This window comes from Enterococcus sp. AZ167 (assembly GCF_051714025.1).
In the GTDB taxonomy this organism is placed as follows: domain Bacteria; phylum Bacillota; class Bacilli; order Lactobacillales; family Enterococcaceae; genus Enterococcus_D; species Enterococcus_D casseliflavus.
Genome location: NZ_JBIORB010000001.1, coordinates 119,418 through 139,595, shown reverse-complemented (window position 1 = coordinate 139,595; position 20,178 = coordinate 119,418). Strand labels below are relative to the sequence as shown.

At 42.0% G+C, this 20,178-nt stretch carries 19 protein-coding genes and 1 tRNA gene; 3 read left to right on the top strand and 17 right to left on the bottom strand.

Translation table 11 applies throughout. The features are described from left to right. Positions 1 to 22: 22 nt before the first annotated feature. Genes asnS through IGJ05_RS00725 form a run of 4 tightly spaced genes read right to left on the bottom strand, consistent with a single transcriptional unit; the run spans position 23 to position 5,914 of the window. Positions 23 to 1,321 carry an asparagine--tRNA ligase gene (gene asnS / locus IGJ05_RS00740; protein ID WP_005229504.1) on the bottom strand — a complete coding sequence of 433 codons (1,299 nt, stop codon included), beginning with the start codon at positions 1,319 to 1,321 and terminating at the stop codon, positions 23 to 25. Between the two features lie 43 nt (positions 1,322 to 1,364). Further along, entirely contained in the window at positions 1,365 to 2,558 is a 1,194-nt protein-coding gene (locus IGJ05_RS00735) for a pyridoxal phosphate-dependent aminotransferase (protein WP_438724979.1), read from the bottom strand. A 50-nt stretch (positions 2,559 to 2,608) separates the two neighbouring features. Continuing rightward, on the bottom strand, positions 2,609 to 3,109 hold the full coding sequence (locus IGJ05_RS00730; RefSeq protein WP_015510034.1) for a cell wall elongation regulator TseB-like domain-containing protein: 501 nt from the start codon (positions 3,107 to 3,109) through the stop codon (positions 2,609 to 2,611). A gap of 48 nt (positions 3,110 to 3,157) precedes the next feature. Further along, the gene (locus IGJ05_RS00725; protein WP_225001419.1) at positions 3,158 to 5,914 is read right to left on the bottom strand and encodes a helicase C-terminal domain-containing protein; all 2,757 of its coding nucleotides are present in this window, start codon (positions 5,912 to 5,914) and stop codon (positions 3,158 to 3,160) included. Positions 5,915 to 6,126: 212 nt separating this feature from the next. Here IGJ05_RS00725 and IGJ05_RS00720 point away from each other — a divergent pair, with 212 nt between their 5' ends. Next, the gene (locus tag IGJ05_RS00720) at positions 6,127 to 6,897 is read left to right on the top strand and encodes an SDR family oxidoreductase (protein WP_266167324.1); all 771 of its coding nucleotides are present in this window, start codon (positions 6,127 to 6,129) and stop codon (positions 6,895 to 6,897) included. 99 nt (positions 6,898 to 6,996) lie between these two features. Here the strand turns inward: IGJ05_RS00720 and IGJ05_RS00715 are convergent, their stop codons facing one another. The 4 genes from IGJ05_RS00715 to IGJ05_RS00700 form a co-directional block, all read right to left on the bottom strand. Next, positions 6,997 to 7,629, bottom strand: coding sequence for a YfbR-like 5'-deoxynucleotidase (locus tag IGJ05_RS00715; RefSeq protein ID WP_081116204.1), 633 nt, complete (start codon positions 7,627 to 7,629; stop codon positions 6,997 to 6,999). Positions 7,630 to 7,739: 110 nt separating this feature from the next. Beyond that, the gene (locus tag IGJ05_RS00710) at positions 7,740 to 7,940 is read right to left on the bottom strand and encodes a cold-shock protein (protein WP_003126918.1); all 201 of its coding nucleotides are present in this window, start codon (positions 7,938 to 7,940) and stop codon (positions 7,740 to 7,742) included. Between the two features lie 278 nt (positions 7,941 to 8,218). Further along, positions 8,219 to 9,343, bottom strand: a complete 1,125-nt coding sequence (locus IGJ05_RS00705) for a baeRF6 domain-containing protein (protein WP_266167325.1) — start codon at positions 9,341 to 9,343, stop codon at positions 8,219 to 8,221. Positions 9,344 to 9,450: 107 nt separating this feature from the next. Next, positions 9,451 to 10,146: a ThuA domain-containing protein gene (locus tag IGJ05_RS00700; protein ID WP_060792914.1), complete on the bottom strand. Its 696-nt coding sequence runs from the start codon at positions 10,144 to 10,146 to the stop codon at positions 9,451 to 9,453. A 322-nt stretch (positions 10,147 to 10,468) separates the two neighbouring features. Between IGJ05_RS00700 and IGJ05_RS00695 the strand changes: the two genes are divergently transcribed. Further along, positions 10,469 to 11,656 (top strand): IS110 family transposase, encoded by a 1,188-nt coding sequence (locus tag IGJ05_RS00695; protein WP_438724978.1) that lies wholly within the window; start codon positions 10,469 to 10,471, stop codon positions 11,654 to 11,656. A gap of 206 nt (positions 11,657 to 11,862) precedes the next feature. On the opposite strand, the gene IGJ05_RS00690 is transcribed toward IGJ05_RS00695, so the two are convergent. Next, positions 11,863 to 12,795, bottom strand: coding sequence for a DUF7916 family protein (locus tag IGJ05_RS00690; RefSeq protein WP_266167326.1), 933 nt, complete (start codon positions 12,793 to 12,795; stop codon positions 11,863 to 11,865). Between the two features lie 69 nt (positions 12,796 to 12,864). Here IGJ05_RS00690 and IGJ05_RS00685 point away from each other — a divergent pair. Beyond that, positions 12,865 to 12,936: transfer RNA gene (locus tag IGJ05_RS00685), tRNA-Arg, on the top strand. Between the two features lie 76 nt (positions 12,937 to 13,012). Here the strand turns inward: IGJ05_RS00685 and IGJ05_RS00680 are convergent. From IGJ05_RS00680 to IGJ05_RS00645, 8 genes are all read right to left on the bottom strand, one after another. Next, positions 13,013 to 14,194, bottom strand: a complete 1,182-nt coding sequence (locus tag IGJ05_RS00680) for a GNAT family N-acetyltransferase (protein WP_266167327.1) — start codon at positions 14,192 to 14,194, stop codon at positions 13,013 to 13,015. A gap of 60 nt (positions 14,195 to 14,254) precedes the next feature. Continuing rightward, positions 14,255 to 14,668: a DUF3284 domain-containing protein gene (locus IGJ05_RS00675; RefSeq protein WP_005229481.1), complete on the bottom strand. Its 414-nt coding sequence runs from the start codon at positions 14,666 to 14,668 to the stop codon at positions 14,255 to 14,257. Next, positions 14,655 to 14,849, bottom strand: a complete 195-nt coding sequence (locus IGJ05_RS00670) for a hypothetical protein (protein ID WP_005236946.1) — start codon at positions 14,847 to 14,849, stop codon at positions 14,655 to 14,657. The genes IGJ05_RS00675 and IGJ05_RS00670 overlap by 14 nt, the downstream gene beginning before the upstream one ends. Before the next feature lie 12 nt (positions 14,850 to 14,861). Beyond that, positions 14,862 to 15,083, bottom strand: coding sequence for a hypothetical protein (locus tag IGJ05_RS00665; protein WP_266167328.1), 222 nt, complete (start codon positions 15,081 to 15,083; stop codon positions 14,862 to 14,864). 68 nt (positions 15,084 to 15,151) lie between these two features. Continuing rightward, entirely contained in the window at positions 15,152 to 16,549 is a 1,398-nt protein-coding gene (locus IGJ05_RS00660; RefSeq protein WP_081116262.1) for a PTS sugar transporter subunit IIC, read from the bottom strand. An 81-nt stretch (positions 16,550 to 16,630) separates the two neighbouring features. Beyond that, positions 16,631 to 16,948: a PTS lactose/cellobiose transporter subunit IIA gene (locus IGJ05_RS00655; RefSeq protein ID WP_005229473.1), complete on the bottom strand. Its 318-nt coding sequence runs from the start codon at positions 16,946 to 16,948 to the stop codon at positions 16,631 to 16,633. A 37-nt stretch (positions 16,949 to 16,985) separates the two neighbouring features. Next, positions 16,986 to 17,303: a PTS sugar transporter subunit IIB gene (locus IGJ05_RS00650; protein WP_005229471.1), complete on the bottom strand. Its 318-nt coding sequence runs from the start codon at positions 17,301 to 17,303 to the stop codon at positions 16,986 to 16,988. A 134-nt stretch (positions 17,304 to 17,437) separates the two neighbouring features. Further along, positions 17,438 to 20,152, bottom strand: a complete 2,715-nt coding sequence (locus tag IGJ05_RS00645) for a sigma 54-interacting transcriptional regulator (protein ID WP_081116264.1) — start codon at positions 20,150 to 20,152, stop codon at positions 17,438 to 17,440. Positions 20,153 to 20,178 lie beyond the last annotated feature (26 nt).

The following is a 20,178-nucleotide window of genomic DNA, read 5'->3' as shown; positions in this document are numbered from 1 at the left end:
GTTACCAACCATCTGCATTTTCCTAAGGATAAATCCGATTCAACAACCGTGGAAACGGAATGGATTCTCTTACGTGCTCGATTCCTGATAACCAGGTAACGGTCCGTTCTAATCCAAGGCCAAAGCCGGTGTGAGGAACTGAGCCGTACTTGCGTAGATCTAAATACCATGAATATTCATTTTCGTCCAAGCCGTGGGCGCGGATTTGTTCTAGCAGGTATTCATGATCGATAGCACGTTCAGAACCGCCTATGATCTCGCCATAGCCTTCTGGTGCGATCATATCGGCACAGATCACGACATCTTCTCTCGTTGGATGTGGCTTCATATAGAAAGGTTTGATGGCTTTTGGATAGTTTAAGATAAAGACGGGCTGATCGAATGAATTGGCAATAAAGGTCTCATGTGGTGAGCCAAAGTCATCGCCCCATTGAATATCATCGAAGCCGTTCTTTTGTAATAATGCCACTGCATCATCGTAAGAGATTCGTGGGAATGGTAATTTGGTGTATTTTTTCAAGACTTCACGGTCACGGCCTAAGACGTCTAATGCATAGTCACAGTTATCGAGCACATTTTGCACTAAGAATGCCACGTACTGCTCTTGGACTTCCAAGCTTTCTTCTTGGTGCATAAAGGCCATTTCTGGTTCAATCATCCAAAATTCAATCAAGTGACGACGTGTCTTTGATTTTTCGGCACGGAAAGTTGGTCCAAAAGAAAAGACTTTGCCAAACGCCATAGCGGCAGCTTCCATGTACAATTGACCAGACTGAGACAAATATGCTTTTTGATCGAAATAGTTGGTTTCAAATAAATCGGTCGTTCCTTCTGGTGCTGATCCAGTTAGGATCGGTGGATCGATTTTGATGAAGCCATTCTTGTTGAAAAATTCATACGTTGCCCGAATGATTTCGTTTCGGATTTGCATGATGGCGTGTTGTTTTGAGGAACGCAACCATAAATGACGATGGTCCATCAAGAAATCTGTTCCGTGTTCTTTTGGTGTGATTGGGTAATCATGGCTTTCCCCAACAACCTCTAAACCAGAGATACCAATTTCATAGCCGAATTTTGAGCGGCTGTCTTCTCTGATTTCCCCAGTGACCAGTACGGCAGTTTCCTGATTTAGATTTTTCGCTAATTGGAAAACTTCTTCCCCTACTTCACTTTTTACAACGATTCCTTGAAAATACGCTGTTCCGTCACGAAGTTGTAAAAAGGCGATCTTGCCGCTAGAACGTTTGTTAGCAACCCATGCTCCGATTTGAACGGTTTCGCCAACATGTTTTTTTGCATCTAAAATTTGAATAGATTCCACTTGATTCTCTCCTATCTAATTTATAAAGGCACCATAGAGCATTTTAAGCTTTTTGGCGTTTCTTTTCAACAAAATCATAGATTCGTTTGGTAGCTTCCGCTAACGTGTCCCAATCAGTTGCATAGCTGATGCGTAAATAATCTGGTGTACCAAAACCAGCACCAGTCACTACTGCCACGTGGGCTTCCATCAGCAAGGCCTCCACGAAGGCATCAATGGTTTGATAGCCGCACATCGTCATGGCTTCTTTGACATTTGGGAACAAGTAAAACGCGCCTTGGGGTTTCGTCACCTGAAAACCAGGAATAGCGGCAATTAGCGGATATAGTTTGTTCAAGCGCTCTTCGAAGGCCTGACGCATCACTTCGATCGATTCTTGATTCCCAGTCAGTGCCTCAACTGCTGCGTATTGGCTAGCAGCCGGCGGGTTGCTAGTAGCTTGGGAAGCGATATCGATCATCGCTTTGATGATTTTTGCATCGCCGACAGCAAATCCGATCCGCCACCCAGTCATAGAATAGGTTTTAGAAACGCCATTGATTACGATGGTTTGTTTGCGTATCTCTTCTGATAAGCTTGCGATCGATGTAAAGGTATTGCCGTTATAAACCAAACGGCCATAGATATCATCGGCAATGATCCAAATATTATTTTCCACTGCCCAGTTGCCGATTGCCGTTAACGCTTCTTTTGAGTAAATCGCCCCTGTAGGGTTGGCAGGCGAGTTTAAAATAATGGCTTTCGTTTTCTCTGTACGAGAAGCTTCTAATTGAGCCACAGAAACTTTAAAATCGGCTTCTTGCTTGGCTTCAACAAACACAGGTGTCCCTTGCGCTAAACGGACTTGTTCCGCATAGCTGACCCAATAAGGCACTGGAATGAGTACTTCATCCTCTTCATCAAGGAGCGCTTGAAACAGCGTATAAAGGGCAAACTTCGCGCCATCTGTCACGATCACTTGGTTTGAATCATAGTCAGCACCATAAAACTCTTTCATATAAGCAAGAATCGCCTGTTTTAACTCAGGAATCCCCGCAGTTGCTGTGTAAAAACTAGCCTTGCCGCTCTCAATCGCTGCGATCGCTGCTTGGCGAATGTTTTTCGGGGTAATAAAGTCGGGTTCACCGACAGTTAGACTTAATACGTCTACACCTTGGTCCGCTAACGCTTTTGCCTTAGCAGATGCCGCTAACGTTGCGGAGGGTTCCAATTTTTCTGCTCTTTTTGAAAGTACCATGTTTATCATCCTTTCTACGATCCAAAATTCATTCTATCATAAGCGTCTTCCTATAGTTCAGTGATCGCTTTGATTTCTTCGCCATCTTTGAAACCAATCAAATAATAGTTCAAACGACCCTCGCCATCTTTCGTCATGACTTCCCAAGTTGGCTCGCCTTCAAAAATACCCAATGCGGCCTTTTGGATTTCCTGACCTTGATGATTGTCGCGAACAAATGCCTTAGCTTGTGCTTCCGTCAGCCCATCCGCTTGATTAAAAACAGAAACCTTCTCACCGCTTTTTGGGATGATCACAACGATCTCATTGTTATTCGTATCCTTTCCAACAATGCTAAAGGAGGTTTCCTCACGGGTAAACCAATAAAATTGTTCGACCTCTGCTAAATCGGTGTATCTTTCTGCTATTTCGATTGCTTCGTTTCTTGCTTGTCGCATTGGACGAGAAGAACGGAGATAGAAAATAGAAGCGAAGAGAATAACGACCAGTAAGACTGTGATCGCACTCAGCAAAATAACCACACGCCGATGTTCTTTGTCTTTTGTTTTCACACTTCGTACTCCAATCTTAAATAAAATCCATTATATCAGATGTTCAACTCATTTTTCAAAATCGGCTGCTGCTTTTTCCTCTTGCCCAAAAAAATGTTGGATGTCTTCGGCGATCTCGGTTGGACTTGCTTCAATCAGAGGTAAGTTTTTGGGTAAGCCTTTGACCATTCGTTTGCCATATTTTGTCGATAGCAAGCGTCGATCAAGGACGACCATCACGCCGGTATCCTCCTCGGAACGGATCAAGCGCCCCAATGCTTGGCGCAGCCGTAAAATCGCTTTAGGTAAGGCATCTTCTTTAAAAGAATCAATGCCTTCTGCTTCCAAAAAGGCGTGCCGTGCTTGGACCATGGGTTGTTTAGGGTTCTCAAAAGGCAATCGGGTCACCACAGCGATCTTCAGTGCCTGTCCTGGTAAATCGACCCCTTCCCAAAAACTGCTAGTCCCTAATAAGATACCATTTTCCGCTAATAAAAATTTCTTTAAGATTTTCTCACGGGTTCCGCCAGTCCCTTGAGCAACGATTTCTCTGCCATAATGCAGGGCTTTTTTATTCAATCGATCATAGACATTTTTCAAAGTTTCGTGCGCCGTAAACAACACAAGCGCTGGTTGCGGATTGTCAAACAAAATCGGGACTAACGCTTCGACTAAATAATCCGCGTATTCGGCAGCTGATGCTTGTTGGATCGAGAGACCTTTTTTGATTACATACAGTCGCGTTTGCTTGCTGTAATCATAAAAGGCAGGAATCGTTTTGACTGGCACATCCGTCAAGCCGATCTGATGGGCAAAATATTCTTTGTTGCCTGGGATCTTCAATGTCCCCCCTAGATAAATGATGTGCTGATAGCGTTGGTACCATGTGCTCTCCACGATCGAATGTCCTTCTAGATCAGCTAACTCAATCACAGCATTTCCTGACTGGGGATGCTTTTTCAGCCAATGAACGTAACGAGGATGCCACCAAGTCAACCACGCGGTCACTGTTTGTTCCTGTGCGTCCATTTGACTAAAGAAATCAAATAAACGGGCAATCACGATCCGTTGTCTTGCATACCACCGATCATTGGTCAACTCGAATCGCTGACGCAGCTGCTGTTGAATCTCATTGATTTCCTGATAATAGAGGCTCAATTTTTGATGTAGCTTGTCCTGCTCTAATGACCCATCATAGAGGTCATGATGCTGAACGACTTGTAATTCTGGGGCATCGATCGATAAGGTGCGAAAATACTGTTCTTGTGTTTCGACCAAAACCGACAATGCATTTCGATACAACGAGAACATCCGTTGCAAAAAATCGTCCTCGGTAATGATCTGGGCAATTTCTTCAAATAGTCCTTCTTCATTCAGCTGTAAAAACTGCCGCTTGAAATGAGCAGAGTCAAAGACATGTTGACTAAAGCCTTCTGCTTGCTGCGGCAACTGTTGGGCTTCATCGATCAACAAATAATCACTCGTTGGCAACAGTGGCTGCGCCCGTCGGTTTTCCTGCATTAAAAAGGCATGATTGACGATCAAAACATTGCTTTGCGCCATCCGCCGATATAAATGTCGAACAAAATCTTGTTCATAGAAGGGTTGATCTTTGGCTAAAAAGTCGACCCCGCGATGGCGAATATCGGTAAATAAAGGATGATCAAGACGAACTAAATTCAATTCATCAAAGTCACCTGTTTCTGTTTTGGTCAGCCAGACTAAGATCCCCATCTGATATTGGGCGTATTGCTTTTGTTCTACCGGTTGATCCAGCGTCGCTTTAAAGCGCTGCAAATCAATGTAATGACGATGGCTTTTGACCAAGACCGCTTGCAAAGGCTGCTGCAGTACTTGGTTCACCAATGGAATGTCTTTGCTAATGATCTGATTTTGTAAAAGAATCGATGAGGTGCTAACGATCAATGGATTTTCTGGCGTCGCTAAATAAGCGGCTGGAAACAAGTAACCGATGGTTTTTCCCATCCCCGTTTCTGCTTCAATAATCAAATTTTTCTCTGGTTGGGTGTAATGCGTATACACCGCATTCATCAAACGTGCTTGTTGTTTCCGATAGATCAAGTGCTCGCCAAAGCGCTGTTCTTTTTCCGTTTTTACTTTCGGATACGTTTCTTGAAAATGCGTGGCTTCAAAAAGCGGAACAGTTTTTTTTCGCAGGACGACGCCGTCGATCACTTCGAAATCTTCCGCCAACTCTGGTCCTTTTTCTTTCAAAATTCCGTGAATATACTCACTCGTTTGCATCCCCATCTGACCGCTTAAAAGCGCAATCTGTTTAAGAGTCGTCCGTGGTAGCTGTCGCATAATTGCTTCAATGTATAAAAATAAAGCTGCGGTCACTTCTGCATCACTATCGGCTTGATGCGGGTTGTCATGACGAAAGCCGATGCTGTCTGCCAGATCACCTAAGCGAAAGCTGCTTTCTGTCGGCAAAAACACTTGCGCCAATTCCACCGTATCGATCCCTGGAATCGATAAAGGCGGCAGACCGCAACGAACAAATTCATTGCTTAAAAAATGATAGTCAAAATAAATGTTATGCGCCACAAAAATCGTATTGCTGAGTAAGTTGTAGATCGTGTCAGCTATGTCTTCGAAATAAGGCGCTTTGCTTACTTGCTGGTTTGTGATGTGTGTCAATCGTTGAATTTGCTTAGAAATTCTGCGGTCAGGGTTGATATCTGCGGCAAAACGATTAATGATCTTGCCATCTTGGACTAAGACGCAGCCAAATTGAATAATTCGATCAATCGTCGAATCGGTTCCTGTTGTTTCAAGATCCACCACAGCGTATATGGGTTTCATTGTATTCCTCCTTGCACACTGTCTGCATTATACTACAAAATCAATGGCGATTACATCTGTTTTCCCATCGGATACGAGGGTTCGCAGGAAGAAGAACCTTACTATCTAGTATCCGTATTTATCAGCCAAAGGAATTTGTCACTCGTCGCTGATCGCTTTTTTCGACAAAAAAAGAGATCTTTTTTATAATTTACTATAAGGAGGCGAAAAAAATGAATGATTTCAAAAACAAACGAGTGATTGTAACGGGGGCTGCTTCAGGGATTGGAAAAGCGGTGGCAGAACAATTTCTAGACCAGGGTGCTCTTGTTGGGTTGATTGATCGCAACGAAGAGGAGCTACAGGAGTTTCTTGCTGACTATGACGCACAAACCCACTATCGTGCCGTTGACGTCACTGAAGCAGAGAAGCTGCAAGAAGCGATGAGTGGTCTTGTGGAAGAACTAGGTGGTCTCGATGTACTTCACGTCAATGCCGGCATCAACGGTACTTGGACACCGATCGAAGAATTGACGGTGGCGGAATGGGACCAGACAATCAACACAAATTTACGCAGTACCTTTATTACCGTCAAAGCTGCGATCCCATTTATGAAAGCAAACGGCGGCAGCATTGTCATTACGAGTTCAGTCAATGGAAACCGCATCTTCAGCAATTTTGGTGCGACTGCTTACAGTACATCTAAGGCAGGTCAAGTCGCCTTTACAAAAATGGCTGCGCTGGAACTTTCTGGTTATAATATTCGGGTCAATGCTATCTGCCCTGGGGCGATCGCAACGAACATCGATGCCAGCACAGAAATTGAAGAAGAGGTTGCTCGCGTTGAGATCCCCGTCAAATATCCAGAACGTTCTCGACCATTAAAACAAGAAACAGGCGTGCCAGAACAAGTCGCCAACCTTGTACTTTTTCTATCTTCAGAGGCTGCGGGTAATATTTCTGGAACGGAAGTCTATATTGATGGAGCGGAATCTTTGATTTAATACAACAAAAAAACGAAAAATCAAACCTGATCCCCTCACTTGTTTCAAGTAAAACCTGTGAGATGGATCATTTCTTGATTTTTCGTTTTTTCTTTTTGTTTATTTTTCCACCAAAGCTGCGATTTCTTCTAGAAAAGCAGTCTTGCCATAAAAATCTGCATTCAATAACTCGGGAAAAATGGCTTCAAAGAAATAAGTCACACATGGACGATGCTGAAACGCTTTGACCGTCAAAATCGCTTCACGAAACATTTCTTTGAACACTTTGTCGGGGTTGCTTTTTGAGATCTCTTCAAAAGACTCATACAAAAGATCGATCTTATCCGCAATTGCCAAAAGCTGTCCTTCAAGGCTGTTGTCTTTGCCATCCGCCAAGCGTCTGCGATACGTCGCTTGAAAGCTTTGGGGGATTTCTTCTTCTATGAAAGCATCGGTCATTTTTTCTTCAACGGTTGATAACATCGCCCGCAATTCTTTGTTTGCATATTTGACTGGCGTTTTGATGTCGCCGATGAAACGTTCCGTGTAATCATGGTTCAAGGCTTTTTCATAAAGAATTTGCCAATTGACTTGGTTTCCCGCTTGTTCTTCGATATCGGCTAAGGTCTGGGCAATCATGGTTACTCGAAACGAATGAGCGGCCACGCTGTGCTCGGTAAACTTAAAAAATCCAGGTGCTCGTTGGATTTTTTCTAAATTAGCCAATCCAAGAATAAATTCATTCAATCCCATCAGTTTGCCTCCTTTTTTTCTAAGAGTATAACAACTACTTTCTCCGCAAGCAAATATCACGCGCACAAAAAAAAAGAGCAGCTAAGCTGCTCTTAAAAGGCATTCACAAATTACGCTTTGTTAACGTTAGTCGCTTGAGGGCCACGTTGTCCGTCTTCGATATCGAAAGTCACTGCTTGACCTTCTTCTAAAGTTTTGAAGCCTTCGCCTTGGATAGCTGAGAAATGAACGAATACATCGTTACCGTTTTCTGCAGTGATGAATCCAAAACCTTTGTCTGAGTTAAACCATTTAACTGTACCTGTTTCCATAATAAAAATCCTCCTTGTGTTTATACACATATTTTGCAATTACTTGTATAAGGTGAAAATGTGGAAGATGTTTAAGATGAAACAAGCTACCATAATTTACCGTAACAAAAACTACACTTTGTATTATAGCACATTATCTTCTTTATGACTAATAGAAAATCAAAAAAAATGAAAACGCCTTTATTTTTTTATGATTCGCAAAAAGACTGCTGCACTAAAGATCTGCAACAGTCTTTTCTTTTTTGGAAACGATTTATTTACGAAGGACGCAACTGCGTTTAGTAGCGCAAAATCGCAGTCAAACTTTTTTCTCCTGGGGCATCTTTTTGTTCCAAAATAGATACCTCGCCGCCATTTTCTAAAACATCGATTGCCAGCGTATTTAACACTTGGCGACGATCGTATTCCGTGTCAGGATCTTCTCCAAACCCATCGGCGAGATTGGAAGTCGCTACAAACAGATTGGCGATCCTGCCTTCTTTAGCTGCAGGTACGATATCAACCAATTGGTCAATAAATTTCCGATCCAACAGCTTGCCGTATTCCCCAACTTCTTTTTGTGTCAACTCCGCAATCAGCTTTTGCGTACACGTTTGGATCCCTTTCAAAGATAACGATGCTGGTGAAGAGGAAATGCTTGGTTCTGCTTTGAAAAAGTTCGTTTTTGCCACTTTTTTAAACAGCGTTTGATTTTCTGGTAAAGCAAAAAGATACATTGGTAAATGCTCTTCGTTTGAAAAATCATTCTTAAAAAATGCATCAACTGCTTGGTAGTAGTTGACGTGATCGATCTCGACTTCTTCATCTTTGGCACTAAAGCCGTGATAAGCGACGCCTTCTCCCCCTGAGTTAGGGCCACCTTGGGCACTGTAATTAAAGTTGCCGCCGCCAGTGATTTCTTCCCCCAGCGCTTTTTCGATCGTTGTCGGTGCCTCTTCTGGCAACTCGACTTCACGCACTTGATTGTTTTCAACTTGATAGACTTGCATTGAATCGCGATTCAACGCTAAGAGATAAAATGGGTAATTAAATTGTGCGTTTTTGATGACAGCTAATACATACGGGGTTTCCCCTACGTAATATTGATCATCCACACGAATACTTAACCGATGAACTAGTACATCTTCTGGTGTGATAATCACCGCCACACTCGTTGTACTGTTACGCCAAAATGATTGATCTGCAAGCAGTTCATCAATTTTCGTTTGAAAAAGATCCCAAGAATGTTCTGGGTATTTCTTTTCAAAGCGGCGCTTCGCATCTTTAGCAAAGTTCTTAAATTTGATTTGATCCTTTTCGACATTCTGGTGGCCGACATGCGTATTGAGCATGATCGTGACAAATGGTCCTTTGATTCCGTCAGATATTACCTGCGATAAAAACCTTTTTCCAAATTTTCCCATTCCACATTACCTCCTGCTTAATCAAATACAAATAAAGTGTACCATGCTTATTTTCTTCCATAAAGTAAAACGATTGCACGCGTTTATTTCCTCATTCGTTTTTCTGATTACTCACTATACTGGCTATTTTTCAGCGGATCAGCCAAGGTATTTCTGGTGGCCCATAGAAAGCCTCGTTTGGTCCAAGTCTGAATGGTGGGCTCTTCTAGCTCTTTTAGACTGTGTCCAACGGATTGGAAAAAGACTCTGCCCTTGCCCCATTTTTTGATCCACATCATTGGCAGTATGACGTCTTGGTTAGCTGCATTCGGATGATCTTTAGCGGCAAATGTTGAGGTAGCTAACACAGTGACGGCTGGATCAACCAGACAATAGTATTGCTCCGTCGTCAACTGAGGGATCGATTGAGTATTTGCCGTAATATAGTGATCTGTCGTAAGATCGATGCTATAGGTCGTTTCCAATCCACCAGGATGTGCCAAAAAACAGCCGCCAGTCAGAAACAACCAGCCTTTACTGGCTTGAAAAGCCGAGGCAAAGCCGCCATGAACGCCTGCTAATCCTAACCCTTCTGCTACAGCCTGAGTGACATTTTGCAGCGGCTCATCAGGCAATTCTCCTCGCGTCCAATTCATGATCAACAGATCCAGCCTTTTTAATTCTTCTTTATGATAGAGAGGTTCAAAATCTGAGGCGAGTGTCACCTGATATCCTTCTGACTCCAGCAGTGTTTGGTAAAACTGACTGGTTTCTTTTGGGGCGTGTCCTTCCCAACCTCCGTAAATGATCAATGCTTGTTTCATTTTGTGTTTCCTCCTTGTATATTAGAGTTAGGGTTTTAACCTTCCGGTTTTGATTGGATAACCCTATGAACCATCGTTATTTTAATTTGGTATTAACTCATTCATTTTGAGATAATATATTTATTGGATTGAGAGGCTATGCCGTTGCCTCCTTGAGTTTTGAAGCTCGTAATCGAAAGACTGGCACCTCTCTCTGATAAGTGGATTACGTATGAGTTAGATGTTGAAAGTTTTTGCTTTACTCCGTATCTCGTACAAGGTAGTGACGCTTTTCAGTTGAGCGGGTTTCAATCCAAAATATTTTTTTAGAAAGGTCAAATGTATGTACTTCTTAGGAATTGATATCGGCAAGCGAACTCACGTGGCTTCTTTAATGAGTGAAGAAGGTAAAGTGATCCTAAAAGGTTTTTCTTTCCCTAACACTACTGAAGGAGCTGATTCCCTGATTGAGCGGCTTTCAAAATATTCAGAGACTCCCGCTGACTTTATTGTCGGAATGGAAGCTACGGGTCATTATTGGCTCTCCATCTTTTCATACCTCCACGAATCAGACTTTTTGATTCACGTTGTGAATCCTCTTCAAACCGATGGCTGGCGCAAAGGAACAGAAATCAGAAAACGAAAAAATGATATTATTGATTCTGTTTTGATTGCTGACTTGATGCGTTATGGTTCCTTTGTAGAAACAGTATTGTCTGATGAAAATGTTTTTTCGTTAAAACAACTTTCACGTTACCGAACCTATTTAGTAGGTACCGCAAGCGACTTCAAACGAAAAATCATAGCTGTACTAGATCAAGTGTTTCCTGAATATGCATCAATTTTTTCTAAACAAGGTATTTTCGGAAAAGCGTCTAAAGAGTTATTGCTTGAGTTTAGTTCTCCTATAGAGCTAGAAGAAATTTCGGCAGAAACGTTGGCTCAATACTTAGCTGAGTTAAGCAGGAACCGAATAAAGCCAGAGAAAGCAGATCAATTGAAGCAAGCAGCTTCTAACTCCTTTGGAGTGAAATTTGCTCAAGAAGCTTTTACATTTCAATTACGCTCCATGATTGAACAATTGAAATTCATCGAAAGCCAAGTAAAAGAAACTGAAAAAGAAATTAAGCGCATAATGAGTAATTTAGACTCTGTTATTCTCACAATCCCTGGAATCGGCCCTATAAATGGCGCGACAATTCTTGGTGAAATTGGAGACATTCGCAAATTTTCTAATCCGAAAAAACTGGTTGCTTATGCTGGCATAGACGCGTCTGTGTCCCAATCTGGGCAATACGAAGCAACACATAATGTTATGAGCAAGCGTGGATCTCCATACTTACGAAAAGCCTTGTTTTCAGCTGCTCTAGTTGCTTCTCAATGTGATCCTGTTTTTCGCGCGTTTTATCAGAAAAAAATTTCTGAGGGAAAGTATCATCTGACGGCCTTAGGTGCTGTTTCTCGTAAGCTTTGTTATGTGATTCATGCTATTTTAACTAAAAATGAACCTTATAAGATTGTTTCCGATTAGCTATTGAACAATCAAAAAAATCTAATAGTGAAAGGTCTATTTGTTGTACTCATTTTTTGGACTTAACTGTTATAAAATATTTTTTTGATTTAGCTAATTTTCACTTGACTCTATATAGTTAGTCTTTCTTTCTAACTTAGCGAAAAAAACGCAAAAAGCGAAGCAGAACGATTCTCCGTTTTCCTTCGCTAGTAATTTTTTCTGATTTAACGGTTGATTGAACGCCCGACACGATTGATGGTATGGCGCATACCTCTAATTGCAACCGATGTTTCGAAAATATTTTCGGTCGGTGCCATGCCGCCATAGTCGGCATCACCAATATGCTGCAGATCGACCCCACAAGTTTTGTTGATAATGGCTAATTGTCGCAACGTTTCTGGACGCGCGCTTTCTTGACTCGTTCCGATCGCTGACATCGTCAATAAGTCATATTGTTTGGCAATTTGAACAGCTTCGATCAGATCCTTTTCTAGAAAGCCTTGAATCGAGCCCACGGAAGGCAGTAACAAAATATCTGCTCCAGCTTCAGCGTAAGAAATGATGGCTTCTCGATCAACCACAGGTTCATCTGAGCCGGCACTGTGCATTTTTCCAGCGATGATCAACCCAGAGAAATGTTCTTTTGCCAATTTTACTGCTTTAGCGATTTCTCGGTTGGTCACACCCGTTCCAGGATTGCCTGTAAAGCAAAGAAAGTCCACCCCGAGTTCTTGGGCTTTTTTGATGGTGTCAACCGAACTTGTTCGGCCTTGACTGATGCTGATCTTTTCACTCATCATTTCCGTCGTAGCTGGGATCGGCTCAAGATTGATGCCGACAGGTCGTCCAATCAGTTGTTTTAGTTGAGGAATCGGATTTTCAATGGGCTGTGTAGGATCAAGCAGCTGCTCCAATGTGATACCAGGCATCCCAAAAATAACTGGACGATAACAATCAAAGCCATTCAACAAAATCAAGTCAGCCCCAAAAGCTGCCGCGACTTCTGCGTTGGTGATGTCGCCAGCTTGCGGCATGGTTTGAACCACCGTTTCACAGACGATCACTCGTCCTTCGCTCGCTTTAATGGATTGTTTCAATTCTTGCGCCGACATTTCTTTGATTTCACTATAGTTTGCACTTATCAATCGTTTGACCATGTTTTTCTTCCTTTCTTTTCCTTCTCATCTTGCGAGAAACACGAATAACAGGTAAAATATAGCTATTGTGTTCCCTTAGTTAAATGGATATAACAAGTCCCTCCTAAGGATTAGTTGCTGGTTCGATTCCGGCAGGGAACGTTTTTTGAAGAAAAAGATTCCTTATTTTTAAGGAATCTTTTTTTGTTGGAAAGCAAATACCTCTGCCTCGATTTGCTTAGAAATAATCTTCCAGAATCGGCTTTCCGTCTGGTAAGTTTTCCTGAATCATCACTGCAGCTTCCTTCTCCGTTTCCATTTGCTGGAAAAAGACCAAGGAATCAAGGGATTGTGCCTGCAAAAACAGTTGCACAAAACGCTGAATCGTCAAGGTTGCTTTTGGCAGCTGGGTGGCGGTCGTTTTCGTGACATGATGCTGAGCGTTTTCGATCGTCACTTCATAACACCCATTATTCCATGGGGCATATTCGTCCCCTTGAATTTCTATGGCAAAACGACCAGCTTTTTTCAACGTAAATGGATAGCTTTTTAGAAACCCTTCCACATCGACGACTCTTGCCATCATGTCTGGGCGCACTTGGTAGTGAGCCAATGGTTTGGCTGCATTTACTTGCAGGACTTCCCCATCAAACCCCGGTCGATAATGGATCTGCGCTACTGAATCTGCATGGGAAACGATAAACCGATTGAATCCTTGATACGCGTCAGCGGTCAAATAGCCCCACTCTTGAATATCAAAGCGTCCTCCTTCAACAAAGTAGATCAAATACCCTTCAGGAACGCCCGCTTCATTGCGATAAATCGCAAACGTATACGGTCTGCGCAAAACAAACTTGATTTCTTCCCACCAGGCTTGGCGAATCAGCCCACCTTTTTGATGGCGAGGCAATTGATGATAAATCTCGTGAATGATCGGCTGTGCTTCCTCCCAATTCATGCGTTGAATCCTTCCGTTCACTTTCTTCCCATCGGGCCAATGATGCGCATCAACTTCATAAACGGTGCGTTCAAAGGTATATTCATACCCATATCTGCGATAAAACGCAAAGGAGAAAGGTGCCAGATAAGAAAGAACGATTTTTTGTTCATAGCAATCTTTAATGATTTGTTTCATGATCCGATCGATTCGACCTTGGCTGCGATACTCTGGATAAGAAGCCACAAAACCGATCCCTGCCATTGGATAAGTCGTTCCATGAAAATTCACATCAAAAATAGTTGCCATGATTTGGCTCGCTAGTTTTCCATCCTCGTCGTAGGAACCATAATTCCATGAATTCTCCGCAAGCTTGCGATAGCGCTTGATATTTGTTTCATTCAACTCCCACTGAAAGGCATAAGAAACCAATTCCAGTACTTCTTGCGAACCAAATTCGGTCATTTTTTTGACATCTGTCATTCCTTCATCTCCTCTACTTGAAAACACGCAAGAAACGCAAAAAAGGCGTCAGTCGACCCCTTAATATGCTTCTTCCATCATACTCAACATTTTTTTAAATTGCTTGCGTTTGAAATATCCTAGAATGGTGCCTAAGAGCATGTCATTCAATTGTTGGATCATTCCTTCAGAAGTCATTTTTTCTTCATAGTGCAAGGTGCAATGCGCGTCATCTATCGCTTCAATTTGATAGTGTACACGGAAGGTATTTTTTTTCGTCGCCGTTTGGAACGCATAGGCTTGGTTTTTCTTGACTGTTTCAATCGTTATGTTGGCATTGCTATCTTTATAAAATTGTTTTAGATAACTATAGCCTTCTAATTGGTCTTCTGTCAACGTTTGATCTGTCGCTTGTTTAATATCATGTAAAACGGAATCGATGATCGTTTTATATAAAAAGTCAGCGGGTACATTCATTTTTTTAGTGATTTCCATCTTGCGCCTCCTTGTCTTTCTTGTTGCGTTTGTGTCCAATTGAAGCCATGATTCCTCCAATAGCCATTAGAATGACTGACGTGATGAGATTCACCCAGTGGTATTCACCTGACTGCGCATTGGCGCTGTATATAAATAACATACTACCGATACTTATAAAAAACAATCCATTTTTAAACATGATATCACCTCACTATTGACTAACGACGTTGAAGTATAGTACTCGGCCCCAATCGGTATTTTTGATTGCGTCCTTGGCAAGCTTCACTGCTTTTTCATTGTCATCTGCCGTTGTTTCAAAAATCAACTGAATCCCTTTTTTTTCTTTGAAGGTATACTTGATCTCATCTTCTGACAAAGACTCAAGTAATGTTTTGATGTTGTCTTGCTGCATTGCGGAATTTACGATAATCATTTTTTCTCCTCCTAAAAAAGATAGCTAGATGGGTGAAATCACCCATCTAGAACGTTTGCTTCGTTTGATTAGTTCTCTTGGTCTGCTGGATTGATTTTGTTGGCAGCAATAATAAATGGTGCCCAGATCAATAAAGCTACAGCCAAATTAATGATCGTCAAGATGATTGCACGCCAGTCCCCACCGGTAGCCAAGAAGCCACTTAGGATCGTTGGCATTACCCAGATCACATTTACCACAACTGGTGCAACTAAGCCTAATGTTGTTGCAAAGTAAGCAATTGTCGCTGTAACTAATGGTGCAACAATAAATGGAATGATAAACAATGGGTTCAACACGATCGGTAGACCGAACATTACTGGTTCATTGATGTTAAACAAACCAGGTCCAATCCCTAGTTTACCAACTGTCTTGTAGTCGGCACGTTTAGAAAATAGCAAGATTGCGATCAAGAGCATTAAAGTCACACCTGCTCCACCAGGCCAAACAAACGCTTCGAACGAACCTGCTACCCATTTATAAGGAACTGCTTCCCCTAATTGGTAAGCATTGGTATTTTCAACCATGGCCACACCGTAAATCGATTGTAAAACGGGTCCCATGATATTTGTACCATGTAAGCCAAAGAACCACAAAACATGGACAAGCAATACAATGATAAATACGGCAAAGTATCCTTGAGAAAGACCCAATAATGGTTTTTGGATCGATTCGGAGATCCAGTCAATAATTGGCATACCAACGAAACGTTCAAATAGGTAGTAAATCAAACCTGATGCATATAGCCCGGCGATCCCTGGGATAATTGCTGCGAAAGCACGAGAAACTGCTGGTGGCACTGAATCTGGCATTTTGATAATAATATTTTTTTGCATCAATTTTGCAAAGATAATAACTGAAACGAAACCAAAGATGATTGCGGTGAACAATCCTGAGCCGCCCATATAAGCACTAAATGGGAAATAGCCCCAGCCAGCAGCACTGATCGTTGAACCATCTGCTGCAAATCCTGATGTAGCACTTGTGCTGTTGATCAAGTCTACTACGTTGGTTGGTAGTGCTTCTTCTAATGCTAAAGAAAGAGAAGCTGATTGTGGAATACCCATAATAAATGCTGCTAAAGAAACCAACGCACCTGATAGTGCATCAACATTGTAAGCCTTTGCTAAATTATAGCCAAAAGATGCTGAGAAGATAACCGCCATGATTGCTAAGGTACCTGTCCAAACTAATCCGTTGACGGCGATCACTGGTGTGAAAAATTTGGTGATTGCATTGTCCGCACCTAGATAAGTGTTTGGAAAATCACGCATGAAGGCGTTCAATAATACTGCAATTGCCCCAGCCATCGTTGCTGGCATCATTCCGATAAAGGCATCCCGCAAAGCAACCAAATGCTTTTGCGCACCAATTTTAGCTGCAACTGGGAGAATGTGTCTCTCCATCCAACTTGTTAATCCATCCATTCTTAATTCCTCCTATAAGTTCTATTCGTCAAAGAAGATTTTTTGATTCATCGACAATAACTACTTCTATCCGTTCAAAGATTATTCGTTATTTAGACGTCGATAGACATCAATGATTTCTTTCGCTAAATCGGTAAATGCGATTGACGTCATTAGGTGATCTTGTGAATGCACTGTCAACAATGTCACGGTCATATGATTGCCTTGCGCTTCTTGTGTCAATAATCCTGTTTGCGAATGATGCGCTTCCACAAGAGATGCTTCAGCATCTTTGATTTTTTGGTCAGCTAATTCGAAGTCCCCTTCTTTTGCTGCCGCGATTGCTTCCATTGCGTCACTTTTTGCATTACCACCATACATGATCAATCCCATAATGGCTTCCAAATTTTGCTCATCCATCTTTAAAAATCCTCCTTACACTTCGATCCTAAAAATCTTAGTTCATTAATGTTTCTGCTTGTTGCAATACTTTTTCGCCGTTCATCATGCCATAGTCTGCCATGTTGATCACGTCCAAAGGAATGCCTTTTGGTGCTAGTTTTTGTTCAAATTGTGATTTCATGAATCGTACTTGTGGTCCTAATAATAGAACATCGACTGGTTTCGACTCCAAATGTTGGTCGGCTTCTGAAGCTGAAACAGCAAAGATATCTGCTTCCATTCCTTTTGCTTCGGCTGCTTTTTGCATTTTCGTCACCAATAGACTGGTACTCATTCCTGCTGAACAAACAAGCATAATCGTTTTTTTCGCCATCGCGTATCCGCTCCTTTCTGTTGTAAGTTACACTTTACTATAAAGCAAAAAGCGTGCCAAAAAAAAATAAGTCCAGACCTTTATATATCAATGGTCTGAACCAATTTTTCTTTTGCACACTCACGAATTTTTCATTACACACTAATATTGTGTGCGGATTCATCATAACTTTTTATTTCATTTTCTAAGAACATTTGTGTTAAATAGGCGATCTCATCTTCAGAGATTTTGATTTGATAGTTTTTCTCTATCTGCAATAAATGAGTTCGCAACACATCTGTTTCGATACGATAGCGTTTTTGGAAGGCCGCCAAATTGGGGAAGGTACGGGAATGTTCCTTCTTCAATAAACTTTCCACTAGAAAGGCTAAATGAATCACTAAGCCCGCATCAACGGTAGGTTCAACAATCACATGCAATTGATTTTGAATTTGATGAACGATTCGCTGCAGACTTTCGATCAGATGATAGACGGACCCCACATGCGTTAAGGTATTTTCTAATGAACGTACGATTTTTTCAATCGGCACTTCATCTGAAACGATCCGCTTCAGCACATTCAACCGATTGTCATCAAAGACATCATAGGCGGAAAAGAACGGGATATTTTGATAATCGATCTCGACGGTGCCCGCAATGGCTTTGATCTCATATTCTTCTAGCAAGCCATCAATATGTTTCTTGAAGGTATCTTTTTCAATAAATTGCATTTGAATGATCTCGACTTTTGATTGATCGACGACGGGATAAATTCGTTGATAAAGTTTGGCAGCGACACCTTCTCCAGTAAAGCAAGTGACGATGACTGCCTTTTTATTCCCCTTCGCTTCGCGAACTGTGCGGAACTGTTCTTGCACGATGGTTTCAAAAGAACGCTGAATGTTTTGATAAATGTCTTCTAAACTTCGGCCACTTTCCGCCATTCGCAAAGCCTCTAAGACGATCATCGTACTGACCATCGAGATGGCTTTCGTACGAATCCCGGTCTCTTCAGAAATCAAATTCGCAAATGAATTGAGGGAACCCATATCAGTTAAAAGCAATAAGCCGTTGCTCATCTTTTCCTTATTGTCAGTGACATAGTTCAATAGCTGCTCATACATTTGACCGACTTCCATATCTAAAGACATATTCATCGCTTGGCCGTGGTCGGTTTCTAGCAGCTCTTGTGCCGTTTCCAACATACTGCTGGCAGTCGCCTTGCCGTGCATCAAGACAATGATCTCGACTTTTTCAAGGGGCAGTTGCGAGGGTTGTTTGACTTGAATCGCTAAAAACATACTGATAAAGCCGATCTCATCGAAGGGGATCTCGACATGGCGTTCTTCTTCGATAATGGTCGATAGATCCATTGCCACCTGGAACTCGGATTTCAAGTTTTTTCTGACTGTATTCAAATCTGGGTGAACGATCATATGTCCTTCCTTGACACGTTCCAGTGTACTTTGCAAATGCAGTGCAAAGGCAAAGCGGGCTTTTTCACTATAGGTTCGAGACAATCTTTGCCCAGCTAGATCATAAAGAACATTTGTCAGTTTCCAAATGTCTTCTGGAATCAGTTCTTTATGAACGGGATTTTGGATCAATTCTTCGACATACTTTTCAAAATACGCATCGACATCTTTAGAGATCAAATTTTCCAGATCGACATTGGCTACGCCCGTTTCAATCAGCGAGCTGACTTTTTCTTCGATCTCGTTATACACTTGCATATTCCGTTGTGGATCACGAGACCAGACGACATCTGGGTCGCCAGGTTCAAAACTTAGAAAGTCGCCTTTGCCATCCAAAAACCGATCCAAGCGTTCCGACATTTCTTTGATCTTCAACAAGCCTTTTTGAACTTGCAAGGAGCAATCGCCTTTTCGAATCAGCAAGTGTTTTTTTCCATAGGTTCGATAATGCAAAAATGCTTTCGCACAGACGAGTTTAAGGTCGCGCTTGATTTGACCAATGTTGCCTTCTGCATCATAGAGCATAAAGGCCAATATCGCATCTCGTTCGACATCGATTCGTTGGTTCAGACGGGTCGCCTCTTGCTTGATAAACAACGAAATGATTTCATACCGTTCATCTAAGGAACGACTTTCCACATTTGGCAAAGTAATAGCCATGGGAATTCGCCGATTGAAGGTCGTTAAAAAGGTTTCTGATGATTCCGTGGTGGCACCGATGATCTGCACGGCGGCTTCATGAACTTGATTACTTTCCCCTAAAGGACGGTAGATCCCTTTATCAATGAAGGTAAAGAGCATTTCTTGGCCTTCTGGCGGCAGTCGATGGATCTCATCTAAGAACAGGATGCCGCCATCGGCTTTTGCCATAAGTCCTGGACTATCTTCTGCAGCACCTGTGTAGGCGCCTTTTTTGATGCCAAAGATGTGACCAAACAACAATTGCGGATTTTGTGCATAATCCGCACAGTTAAAGGATACGAATGGGGCATCTTTTTCTAACATATTTGATTCAACCGCAAAGTGATACATACATTCGGCAAATAAGGATTTACCGGTACCTGTCTCACCAAAAATAATGGTATGGAGTCCTCTAGGTGGATATAAGATCGCCGCTTTGGCTTGCTGGATACTTACTTTCAAGGAAGCTTGGACTCCAACCAGACTTTCAAAACTAACTTCAGAGGAAACATCCACATGGACCGTTTCTTCTAAAGGCTCATAAACAACCGGACGGCCGGAACGTTTGCCGATTTTCTTTTCTTTATAAAGCTCACTGAGATAACGGCTTGCATTGCTGCGATCGATTTGTAAGATTTTAGCGACATCAACTGCGGTCAACCCTTGCTTATGCAGTTCGATCGTTTGAAAAATCTCTTCTTTTCGCGAATTCATTCGATAGCCTCCTCATTTTTTTACAC